Source organism: Arthrobacter sp. UYNi723 (assembly GCF_054057635.1).
In genome coordinates, this window is sequence record NZ_JBSRZM010000036.1 from 22,044 (window position 1) to 33,634 (window position 11,591).

The window sequence follows — 11,591 nt, forward strand, 5'->3', positions numbered from 1 at the left end:
TGTGCAGAGCACCGCTGCCTGGTTAGGCACTAAACGGAAACGGACGACGGCGGGAGGTCCCGCCGTCGTCCGCGTAACTGGGCGGCGGACTGACTACGCGGCCGGGTTCGGCAGAACGACCAGTTTGTCGGCGACGAGCCTGCCCTCGTGGATGACGGTGCGGTCGGTGCCGCGGTCCATGACGGTGCTCGTGATGGTCTCGCCGTCAACCAGGACGATGTCGGCCCGATCTCCGGGAGCCAGGCCCGGCCGGTCGTCGGGACTCGTGAGGCGCTGGACGGTACGGTCCATGATGGACGCGCCTCCAATGGTGGCGATCGCCGCACAGTGCTCGATCAGCCGGTCCTTGCGCAGCCGGTGTGTGAACGCCAACTGCCACGTGCGGTCGAGCATGTCGCAATTGCCGTATGGGCTCCAGTAGTCCCTCTGCCCGTCCTCGCCCAAACCGACACGGATCCCCGCCTCCGTCATCCGGGCGAGGTCGAATTGCGTGCCGCCGCTAGCCGGGGCGACCGTCGCCCAGGCAACGTCGAGCTCGGCCATCTGCTCCACGAGCCGGGCGGTCACGTCGGGGTGGACATTGGCCAGATCGTAAGCGTGGGACAGCGAGACGCGTCCCTCCATACCCAGCGCGCGGGTGCGTTCGAAGACAAGTTCCGCGCTGAAGACCCCCAGGTGGCCAGGCTCGTGCAGATGAATGTCGACGTCGACGCCGTACTTCTCCGCTAGACCGAAGACGATGTCCAGATGGCGAACCGGGTCTCGGTCCAGCTGGCAGGGATCAATACCGCCGATGGTCGTCGCACCCGCGCGGAGGGCGGCCTCGAGGAGCGGGACAGTGCCGTCCTCGAGCAGGAGGCCTGCCTGGGGGAAAGCCATGACTTCTACATCGGCGGCGTAGGCGAAGTGCTCCTTCGCGGCCATGACCGCCTCGAAGCGCTCAAGCTTGCAGTCCACATCGATCTGGGCGTAGGAACGAACGCGGGTGGTGCCCCGCGCAATCATTCGTTCCAGCGTTCCCGCCACTACATCCCCGTAGGGGATGGGGGTGTCGCGCCAGTTTTCCCGGTCGTTGCACATCATGTTCCACACACCGGGCGAGGCTGTGTGCTCCCGGAACGGCAGCCCGATCCTGGACGAGTCGAGATGGACGTGCACGTCTGTAAACGCGGGCACGGCGATCCGGCCCCGTCCCTCGACTTCCCCGCCGGCGGCGTCTGCAACTACGACGGCGGTCCCCGCGGCGTGAACGGACGCAATCCGCCCCTGCCGAACCTCGAGGTCTACGGCGTCCCCGCCCCAGGGGCGGACATTGGTGATGAGCATGGTTCATTCCTTTCGGCTGATGCTGTGAACGACGGGGAAGGCACTGATCCCGTGGGACCGGTGCCTTCCCTGCCGCAGCGTGTACTAGAAGTCCAAGGCAACCTGGGCGATGACTGCCGCGGCGATGAAGCTCGCCGTGAACGTCATCAGGGCGACAATGACAATCTTCCAGCTCAGTGAGCGCAGCGCCTTGACGTCGCGCCCGAGGGACATGCCAATCAGGGCGATCATGGGCAAGCCAGCAAAGAGGACGTTGATGTGCTGCGTGGTGGATGCGATGAAGGGGCCGGTGGGCATGAAGGTCGCAGAGGCAATGGTGGCCAAGGCCAGGACCCAGATGCTGGACGGGACCGCCGGGACTAGCTTCGCAAGAACGAGCGCGACGGCGGTAAGCGTGAGGAGGATGAGCACGCCGACGGCATCCAGCGGCAGCACGGAACCGGTGCCGAGGGCGTTAAGCAGGAAGCCGGCCACGCCGGTCGCGGCGAACGCGATGAGCCACGTCTTGGGCGTCCGGATAACACTGGGGTCCTCCTCGATGCCGTTGACGTCCACGGTGTCGATGCCCTGCGCCTCACCGGACTCGATCACTGCGCCGCCCTCGCGTGCCGGGCCTGAGCTGCCCGCTTGGGTTCCAGCCGCAGCGCCAATGAGGGCACCGCGCCGGACACGGCGGCCAAGGTCGTCCCGCCCGAAAATGCGGGACCACATCTTGTAAAGCTTCTGGCACATCGGCAGCGCGATAAAGACACCTGCGTAGAACCCGACGATGTTGGTGACGAGGTTGGACAGTGCGGCGAGGGCCATGATCTCCCCTGCCATCTCCGGATACAGGATGGACAGGGCGCCCACGCCCCCGAGCATCATGGAGGCGGACCCCAGCCCCAGGCCCAACGCGAGGGCCCGGGGATCAAAGAAGTCCATTCCGCCGAGCAGACCGGCCAGGAGGGAGATGAACACGGCGCCAAAGACGCTGCCCAGCACCCACACCGCGAACACGCCGCGGTACTCGGGGGAGCGGACACCGAAGCGCTGGATGGCGAAGGCAAGGTAGGACTCACGGTCGATCGACCAGGTGGCGCCGATCGCAGTGCGGCCCAAGCCGAGCGCAACTGCGACCGGCAGTGCCAGGATCACGGTGCCCACCACGTGGCCGACCTCCTGCAGGAGGATCGCAGGGCCAATGTTTGTGAACTTCGTCAGCGATGGTCCGATTTGAGTGCCGAGGCCTGCCAGGAAGAAAACAATGGATACGTCCATCAGATGCGTGGACACGGCACGGGCACGCCCTCCGATGGGTTTCCATTTCTGGACACCGAGGAATCCGCCGATGAGAACGGTCCACAGGATGGGCATCAGGACGATGGCGGCCGGGCCGAGGTGGAACTTGTGGGTTCCGATCGTAATGGCCACGGCACAGATGGCGGTGGAGAGTGCGATCATCGCGAGCCACATGGCGGGGCGGGCACGGAAGGAACGGGACGGCGGCGCGTCCACTAGGGCGGACACGGAGCCGCCTGTGGTCTTCGCTTCATTGCGCATGACGCAGGCCTTTCGAGGGGAGATCGGGGATCAGAACAAAAACATCCCGCATCGCGGAATCCGACGCTTGGTATACCAAGTGACTGTATACTCGTACCCATTGAGAGGCAAGTCACATTTATCGGCAGTTCGCCAAGGAGGCACGGTGTACAAGAAAATCTCGGCCCGGTACGTTCTGGGGTTCGACGGAACGCGGCACACGCTTATCGAGGACGGCGAAGTGGTCTTCGAGGGGGATTCCATCGTCTTTGTGGGGCGCAACTACGGGGGCCCGGTCGATGAGGAGCGCCACTATGGCCAGAGTTTGGTCATGCCTGGCCTGATAGACCTGGACGCCCTCGCCGACATCGATCACCTCATCCTGGACTCGTGGCCCTCGCCGGACGTCGCCGCCGGCCACCTGTGGTCGGATGACTACTTCGCCAACCGTCGCCGGGACGTGTTCACGCCATCGGAGCGCGCCACGGTCCGCGAGTTCGCCATGGCGCAGCTCGCCCTGCACGGCATTACGACCTACATGCCGATCGCCTCGGAAATCCACAGTTCCTGGGCTGAGGGCCTCGATGAACTCGTGGACATGGCAGAGACAAGCCGGCGGATCGGACTGCGCGGCTACCTTGGGCCGGCCTACCGTTCCGGGGTCCATGTCGTCACTGCCGCAGGCGACCGCGAGGTCCACTTCGACGAGGCCCGAGGGCTTGCGGGCCTGCGCGACGCAGAGCGCTTCATGGACTACGCCGCGGGTCTCGCCGACCCGCTCGTCACCGGGGCCTTGCTGCCGTGCCGCATTGAGACGCTGTCCGAAGACCTCATGCGGGAGACGGCGCGGATCGCCAGGCAGCGGGACGCACTCGTCCGGCTCCACTGCCTTCAGTCCCCGCTGGAGGACGAACTCCTGCAGCAGTCCGCTGGACGCGGCGTCCTGGAACTGCTCGAGTCCACCGGCCTGTTCGGCACGCGGCTTCTCATCCCGCATGGTGTGGTGATCAACGGCAAGGACCCTGCCGCGTCAGCGCCGGGCGGACCGCTTGACGCACTCGCCCGCCACGGCGTCAGCATTGTCCACTGCCCGCTGACATCGTTCCGCTACCAGAAACAGCTTGTTTCGTTCGACCGTTTCCGCAAGGCGGGCATCAACATTTGCCTGGGTACTGACTCCTTCCCGCCGGATCTTGTGCGCGGCATGGACGCCGGCATGCACCTGACCCGGCTGGTCGAGGGGAGGCCAGACGCCGGGACCCTGGCCGACTACTTCGACGCCGCGACGCTCGGCGGCGCGCGGGCCCTCGGACGGGCTGACCTGGGGAGGCTTGCCCCCGGCATGCAGGCCGACATTACGGTGGTCTCCCTGGCCAGCTTCGGCGACGGTGTGGTCGAAGACCCGCTGCGCACGCTCGTGCTCAACGGGACGGCGCGCCAGGTGACCGATACCTTCGTGGCAGGCCGCCCCGTCGTGGTCGGCGGCGCCCTGCCCGGCATCGACCTGGACGCGCTGCGGGTTGAGGGGCAGCGGCTGTTCGACGGGATGCGGGCGGCCTACTCGGTCCGGGACGTCCAGCTCCGGGAGCCTGACCAGCTGTTTCCGCCCACCTATCCACGCGCGGAAATCGCCCAGTCGGTCGCTGCCCCGTGACCACCGCAACCTTCGATTCTTCATCTGATCAATTCATCTGATCAATCTTGGCTTGGTATACCAAAAGCGGTATGATGAGGGCACGCGAGAGCCACCAGCACATTGATGGGGGAAGCTCATCCGCCCTCGTTGGAACCACGACTTTGACCTATTGACACCGGACCCGCGCTGCTCCGGCAGCGCCCTTCCCATTGGAGAGAACAATGTGCCTGCACGACCACACCTCTGCTGCCCTGCCTCCAACTGCCGTTCCACGCCGCGGCATCCTGGCCGGGGCGGCCGCCCTGGCGGGAATCTCGGTGGCAAGCCTGGCTGCCCAGCTTGGAAGTGCCCCGGAAGCCAGGGCAGCGGGCAACGCATCAAGCCCCGGCTACCCTGGCCGCCCCGTCTCGCCCCCGCCCATGATCATCGAGGGCGGCACCATCGTGGACCCCAGGACGGGCAATGCGGTGCAGGACGGGGTCCTTGTGCTGGAAGAAGGGAAGGTCACCGCGGTGGGCACCCGGGAGGAAACACGGCGTGCAGTGGCCGCCCTTGCAGGCCGCGCCCGCATCGTGGATGCCTCCGGCCGGTGGGTCCTTCCCGGCCTCATCGACGTGCATGTTCATGCGAACGCGCTTTCGGATGCACGGGCCATCCTGCAGGGCGGAGCGACCAGCGTCAGAAGTGGTTCAAGCAGCTTCTATCAGGACGTCGCCCTCGCTGCCCTGCCTGCCTGGGCCGCCGGCGCCTCGCCCCGGATGAGCCCGGCCGGCCTGTTCATCTCACCCGATCTTGGGGACTCGCTCCTCGCAGACCCGGACCTTGCGCCGCTCGCGTCCCTGTCCGGGGGAGTCACAGAACCAAGGGACCTTGCCTACCTCACCCGCGTCAACCTGAAACGCGGTGCCCAGGTGATCAAGACCCGAGCCAACCCCCGGGCGGGCCTGCCGGAACAAGACCCCCGCGAACTGGTCTACAACTACGAACAGCTCTCCGCGGTGGTCAAGGCCGCAGGCAAAGCAGGCGTGCTTTGCCACGCCTACAGCGCCGAGGGGATAGATGGTGCCGTCCGGGCCGGTGTGCGCAGCATCGAGCACGGCGTCTTCGTCAGCGAGGAGACCATCTCCCGGATGGCCAGCCGTGGGACGTACTTCACCCCCACCTTGGACGCCATCACGAGCATGGCGGGCTCTTCCAACCCAATCCTTGCCGCCCGCGGCACGGAGTACACGCCCATCATCAAAGCGGCAGTGAAGGCCGCCCATGAAGCCGGCGTGACGGTGGTCGCAGGGACGGACTCCTTCGGATCCGATGTGACCCCGATAGGCACTGAAGCGCGTCTGCTGGCGGAGGCCGGGCTTTCACCACTGGACGCGCTCAGGGCCGCGACGGTCAACGCCGCCGCCCTGCTCGGCTGGGGTGAGAGTGCGGGACGCCTGATGCGCGGTTCCTTTGCAGACGCCGTCATCGTGGACTCGGATCCCTTGAACAGCGCCTCGGCCCTGGAACAAATCAGCGCCGTGGTGGCGCAGGGCGTCCTGGTACGGAATGACCTCTGATCGGTCTGGGATAAGCGCGACGCTGTCCCTTCCCACCCTCCTCCTGCCCGGCAACGCGCCCGCCCAATCCAGAAAGCCACCCCATGACCTTGATTCTTAAAGCCTCCGAGCTCCAGGCCCTGGCCGACATGCCCGGGACCATCGCCGCCGTCGAACGCGTCTTTGCCGGCCTCAGCCGAGGAACCGCCATTCAGCCCGCGCCGGATTCCCTTCTCCTGCCGTCCTCGGACGCGAGGTTCTTGCCGATGGCAGCGCTGTCCAGCGCCGAAGAGCTGGCATCCGTCAAATTGCTGGCGGACATCCCGGAAAACCGGGAGTCCGGCCTGCCCACGCAGCGGTCCACGATCATGCTTGTCTCCCAGCTAACCGGCGAAACCCTGGCCATCCTGGACGGCAAAGTCCCCACCCGGGTCCGCACCGCCGCCGCCAGTGCCGTGGCGACGAAGCTCCTCGCGAGGCCCGGCAGCACCACACTGGGACTGGTCGGTGCAGGCGCCCTGGCCGTGGCACACGTGGAAGCCATGCTGGCCGTCCTCCCGATTGAAAAAGTGGTGGTGTGGTCCCGTTCCGCGGACACCGTGGCCGCCTTCTGCGGCGAGATTTCCCATTACGGCCTCAACGTCACGCGGGCGTCCAGCGTCCGGGAAGTTGTGGAGGCCGCCGACGTGCTGTGCACCCTCACCCCGGCCGTTGAGCCTTTGGTCAAGGGCGAGTGGTTCACGCCCGGACTGCACGTGAACGCCGTCGGATCCCGTCCGCGGGCGGACCACCGGGAGATTGATTCGGCGGGCATGGTGAGGGCACGGGTCTTCGTGGACAGCCTGGCCACGGCCAGAGCCAAATCCGGCGGGCTGATCATCCCGGTGGCCGAAGGTGTGATGAGTTTTGAGGACGTGGTGGCCGAGCTTGGTGACGTGGCGGCGGGGACACAAGCAGGTCGCCTTGGTGATGAGGACGTAACCTTGTTCAACTCGGTTGGTATCGGTCTGCAGGATCTTGCCATCGGGCGGCTCCTGTACGACGCTGCGCTCCATCAGGGGGTTGGCACCCGCGTGGAGCTGAATAACTGAGTAAGCGCGGAAGTATGCAATAACGGGAGGCATGAATGACAGTCCAAGCGGAAGCCCCCGCGTCCTCGGCTGACACTGCCCGGGCCCGGATCCGGGAATTGATCATCTCCGGTGACTTCGCGCCAGGATCCCGGCTCAGGGAACGTGAGCTGTCCCAGACTCTGGCTGTTTCCCGGGTACCCGTGCGGGAAGCCCTCCAGCAGCTCGAGGCCGAAGGCTTCATTGACGCCTCCCCCCGGCGTGGTGCCACAGTCAAGCAGATCACCCTGCGCGACGTCAATGAACTCTTTGACGTGCGGCTCAGCCTGGAAGTCCTCGCCGCACGCCTCGCCGCCCAGGCCGCCGCCGGAGGCCAGTCGTCGTCGCGGCTGCGGCAAATGATGGACCAGGCAGAAGAAGCAACCCTGCGCCACGACCATGCGCAGATACCGCTCAGCAACACAGCCCTGCATGCAGAGATCGTAGCGATGGGGGGCAACTCGCTGTTGGAGTCCTCCATGAAGCCCCTGCTGGGCAGGATGCAGTGGCTCTTCACTTTGACCGGGCACCGTGACCCCCAGGTTCAGTGCGCGGAGCACCTGAGCCTGTGCAAGGCCATTTATGACGGCAAGGCGGACCTGGCGGCGGCGCTGGCCTTCGCGCATGTGGAGCTGGGCCGGGAACCGTCGCTCCAAGGACTGGCCGGGCGCCTCCCCGAAAGCTGACCGTCCCGTAAACCTGAGCGGACGACGGCGGGAGGTCCCGCCGTCGTCCGCTCACCTTCGCCGCGAAAGCAGCGGGGAGGGGGCCCAACGCGGGGTCACTTTTGGCCCAATAAGTGCCCATTATTGGGCAGTAAGAGACCCTGCGTTGAGCGTTAGTGCCAGAGCCCCAGCGCGAACTCCGACAATTTGGTTTGCGACCGGTGGTTTGCGTCTCCGGCTTGTAAATCACCGTTGTGGTGGGCACCCGGTCGGGTCCACCCTGATCCTATGAACGCTGAAGTACCCAAGGCGGAAGAGCTGAATATTCCCCAGGCCCTGCTCCTGCTGGCCACCAACGACAAGGACGGCGAGCCCGCCGTTCCGCAGGTCGTGCTCAAGGCCGCTTTGGCCGGGGCGATACTGGCCGAGCTGGACCTGCTCGGCGCAATCGAGCTGCAGGGGAAGCATGTCAGGGCTACCGGCGCCACCCCGCACACGGACTTCCAGCATCAGCTGGACCTCATCCGGGACAAGTCGCGACCCCACACTCCCAAGCGGTGGGTGTCGATGCTGGAGAGCCGCGCCGAGCTGCACCGGGTCTATGAGGGGATGGCGTCGCTGGGCATCGTGGACCACGTGGGCGAAAGGCACCTTGGCCTCTTCAGGATCACACGGTACCCAGAGAAGGATCACGCTCCGGAGGCGGCGCTGCTGAAAGGGATCGAGGCCGCGCTCAGGGGTGGAGCCTCCGATCCGCGTACCACCGCACTGACCGCGCTGCTCTACTCGGCGGAGCTGCTCGGGAAAATCTTCCCGGCAGCGGATCAGGGCCATGCGAGGGAACTGGCGAATGACTATTGGCCGTCCCGCGCGGTGGCGGGCGAGCTCCGCATGATCAGACTGGCCGAGGCGGAAGCCGCAACGTAGGCAAGCGGACGACGGCGGGAGGTCCCGCCGTCGTCCGCTTTCCGTACGTCCTTACTCATCCCGAGGGGGGCGGTGCCGCCGTCTCCGGCGCATCGGCAGCCGCCTGCGCGTACGACGCCGAGACCCGGCGGTAGACCGGGGTCAGGAAGGCCAGCAAGGCGGCCGCGATCATGATGATCCCAGCCACCAGGAAGACCAGGGCGATGCCGCGGGAGACGCCCTCGCCCAGCAGCGGAGCCAACTGGGCAGCGCCCTCCGTGGACCGCGCGTACGGGATGATCCAGACCTGGGCGATCGGCGCTATGAGGAACGCGGTGACGGCCACCGCTCCGGAACGCCGGGCCGCCGTCGTACTTCCGGCCGCGACACTGAGCTGAGGGGAAACACAGTGCAAACGGACACCATTAATGGCCGCCCCACCGTCCAGGGGCTTTCGATCATCGACTTCCACCTGCATTTCCGGATGCCTCACGACCCCTTGACCCGCTCCCTGGCAGGCGGCCAGTTCGGGCCGGACGGCGGCGCCGACGCGAGAAGCGGCTGCGACGAATACGACGCCGGTCAGGCCGCCCGTTCTGCCGCCGTCGCCAGGACCTCGGCCCAGTGGCGCCGGAGCTGGGACTTCGCCGACCCCGAACCATTGTCAGCGGACGCCGGATGGGAAGCGGAAGCCGACCGCTGGACCGCCGAGCTGGCCGAAAACGGGGTCGAACATGCCGCCTTCGTCACCGCCGGCGGGAACGACGCGATGGTGGCACTGGTTGCCCGCGGCGCCGGAACGTTCCTGGGCATGGCCGCGATGGCGGACCCGTTCGCGCCGGGAGCTGCCCAGGAGTTCGAAAACGCAGTGGCCCGGGGACTCCGTGGGCTGAAACTGTTCGCGCCCCTTGCTTCGTCGCGGATGGACGATCCGGCGGCAGACCCCGTGTGGGACGTCGCGTCCCGCCGCAACGTCCCCGTTCTGATCCACTTCGGCCACTGCGGATCAGCGGGCGGCATCGCGCAGAATGCGTACAGCAACCCCGCCAGTCTCGAACGCGCCGCCAAGAGGTACCCGGAAGTCACCTTCGTTATCCCGCACTTCGGAATCCAGCACGTCCAGGAGGTGCTCTTCCTGATGTGGGCCTGCCCCAACGTAGTGGTGGATACGTCCGGTTCCAACCAATGGGTCAGATACATGGCGCATCGGCTGACCCTGGAGGACCTCTTCCGCCGCTTCTACGAAACCATGGGATCCGAACGCATCATCTTCGGCTCGGACTCGTCGTGGTTCCCGCGCGGTTTCGCGCGGCGGTACCTCGCGGACCAGCTCAGGATCTGTTGGGAAATGGGAATGCCCACCGGCGGGCTTCAGCAGATCTTCGGCGGAAATGCCGCGCGGCTTCTCAAGCTGGACGGCTGGCGGCCCGCCTCAGCCGGGCCCTGCTAAACGGAAACGGACGACGGCGGGAGGTCCCGCCGTCGTCCGCGTCTCCTGTTGTTCAGTTGTCCAGCAGTCCGCCGCTGGCCCAGCGCCGTACGGCGAGCTTCTCGGCGGCGTCGAACTCCAGCAGCGCCACGCGGCAGAGTTCCTCGACGTTCGCGGTCCAGGCTGCCGCGAGGCCTTCGGCCGTCGCTTCGTCGGTAAGCGGGAAATTGACGTAGGCCAGGCCTTGAAGGACAAAGCTCACGGCGTTGCGGGAGACCGGCTGGTCCGCGTTGACGCAGTCGTCCCTCACCTGCCGGGACAGTTCGGTGCGGTTGAGTGGATGCTCACGAAGCCTGGCTTCCATGGACTGGAACATCTGCCGGAACTGGGCTGCGGAAAGGGCCGGCACGTCCGTCACCCTGGTGACCTGTTCCTCGATGCCCGGCTGCAGGTCCGCGGGCGAAGGTAGGTCCTCGCTCGAGAAGCGCTTCGCGTCCCAGACCCAGCCACCTTGTGCCGGGGAATATTCGACGCCCTGGCCGATCTGGGACACCCACGTCCCAAACTTTCCCCAGCCGCCCCAGTCCGTCTTCAGGGATGGCTCTGCCGTGAGCGCCCGGTGGGCCACCATCGCGCCGTTTACCGGTCCAGGAGCGGCGCGGACGAACTCGAGGACCTCACGGATTGCGGGCGAGGCGGACTTGGCCTTCACCTTCCCCGCCGGCGGGACAGTCTGCTGCTTCCCGGACGCCGCCGCGTGAACCGGCTCCACCGTTGAGCCGTTGAGGATGGCGACGAAGTCGTGGGATTCCACCACATGGTCCGCCATCTCCCGGTATGCGAAAGCCACGGCGCCGGCGGCGATGACCGTGGTCATCCGGTCAGCGGCCCGGAACCGCTGGATCAGGGACGTGAAATCGGCATCGGCCGAGGCGATGAAGAACTCTTCGATGCCAACGTTGCCGGACAGTGCGTCCATGGCGTCAAGCACCAGATTGATGTCCGTGCTGCTCTTTCCGCGCTGCGTCAGCGATGGGCAGTCGATCACGCGGAAGCCGGCGCGGGTCCAGTAGGTCCGGTACTTCGAGTACACCACCGGGTTCAGGTAGCAGTTGCGGATCAGGAACCGGCGGGCGTCCTCGCCGGAACCACCTGCTGACAACGCGTCGGCCCAGTGCTTCGGGTCTTCGGCAAAGCGCTTGGCCGCAAGAGGATCCAGTGCCTGCAGGCCGGTGAAGACGTTGTCGAAATCAACAAACATCGCAGCTCGGATGCCTGGCCTGCGGGAGGGTGAGACGGCCTCGTTCATTGGCCCAGTTTGGCAGTATCGTCGCGAACTGGCGACCGGTTCGGCTGCGACACGCTAAGGACACGCGTCAAAATAACCTAGGTTTTCATTGTTGGGGCGGGTAAGTTCGTGGTATGGCCGATAGTGTGCAGATTGCGGAGTCCGTAGCGCGG

Annotated in this window: 9 protein-coding genes and 1 pseudogene; 6 read left to right on the plus strand and 4 right to left on the minus strand. The window is 66.2% G+C overall.

Annotated features, from left to right (window positions below):
• Positions 1-93: 93 nt before the first annotated feature.
• On the minus strand, positions 94-1,326 hold the full coding sequence (locus tag ACVWY0_RS20145) for an amidohydrolase family protein (RefSeq protein ID WP_485838263.1): 1,233 nt from the start codon (positions 1,324-1,326) through the stop codon (positions 94-96).
• 84 nt (positions 1,327-1,410) lie between these two features.
• On the minus strand, positions 1,411-2,868 hold the full coding sequence (locus tag ACVWY0_RS20150; RefSeq protein ID WP_485838264.1) for a DUF3100 domain-containing protein: 1,458 nt from the start codon (positions 2,866-2,868) through the stop codon (positions 1,411-1,413).
• 145 nt (positions 2,869-3,013) lie between these two features.
• On the opposite strand from ACVWY0_RS20150, the gene ACVWY0_RS20155 reads away from it, so the two are divergent.
• The 5 genes from ACVWY0_RS20155 (at position 3,014) to ACVWY0_RS20175 (ending at position 8,722) form a co-directional block, all read left to right on the plus strand.
• A complete protein-coding gene (locus ACVWY0_RS20155; RefSeq protein ID WP_485838265.1) occupies positions 3,014-4,501 on the plus strand; it encodes an amidohydrolase family protein in 1,488 nt (495 codons plus the stop codon).
• A 203-nt stretch (positions 4,502-4,704) separates the two neighbouring features.
• A complete protein-coding gene (locus tag ACVWY0_RS20160; protein ID WP_485838266.1) occupies positions 4,705-6,042 on the plus strand; it encodes an amidohydrolase family protein in 1,338 nt (445 codons plus the stop codon).
• Between the two features lie 83 nt (positions 6,043-6,125).
• A complete protein-coding gene (locus tag ACVWY0_RS20165) occupies positions 6,126-7,112 on the plus strand; it encodes an ornithine cyclodeaminase family protein (protein ID WP_485838267.1) in 987 nt (328 codons plus the stop codon).
• Positions 7,113-7,147: 35 nt separating this feature from the next.
• The gene (locus ACVWY0_RS20170; RefSeq protein WP_485838268.1) at positions 7,148-7,816 is read left to right on the plus strand and encodes a GntR family transcriptional regulator; all 669 of its coding nucleotides are present in this window, start codon (positions 7,148-7,150) and stop codon (positions 7,814-7,816) included.
• A gap of 267 nt (positions 7,817-8,083) precedes the next feature.
• On the plus strand, positions 8,084-8,722 hold the full coding sequence (locus ACVWY0_RS20175) for a GOLPH3/VPS74 family protein (protein ID WP_485838269.1): 639 nt from the start codon (positions 8,084-8,086) through the stop codon (positions 8,720-8,722).
• Positions 8,723-8,777: 55 nt separating this feature from the next.
• Here ACVWY0_RS20175 and ACVWY0_RS20180 read toward each other — a convergent pair.
• Positions 8,778-9,065, minus strand: a pseudogene (locus ACVWY0_RS20180) (MFS transporter); the annotation flags it as partial.
• Positions 9,066-9,110: 45 nt separating this feature from the next.
• Here ACVWY0_RS20180 and ACVWY0_RS20185 point away from each other — a divergent pair.
• Entirely contained in the window at positions 9,111-10,151 is a 1,041-nt protein-coding gene (locus ACVWY0_RS20185; RefSeq protein WP_485838270.1) for an amidohydrolase family protein, read from the plus strand.
• Between the two features lie 52 nt (positions 10,152-10,203).
• Here ACVWY0_RS20185 and ACVWY0_RS20190 read toward each other — a convergent pair whose 3' ends face one another.
• Entirely contained in the window at positions 10,204-11,439 is a 1,236-nt protein-coding gene (locus ACVWY0_RS20190) for an NYN domain-containing protein (protein ID WP_485838271.1), read from the minus strand.
• Positions 11,440-11,591 lie beyond the last annotated feature (152 nt).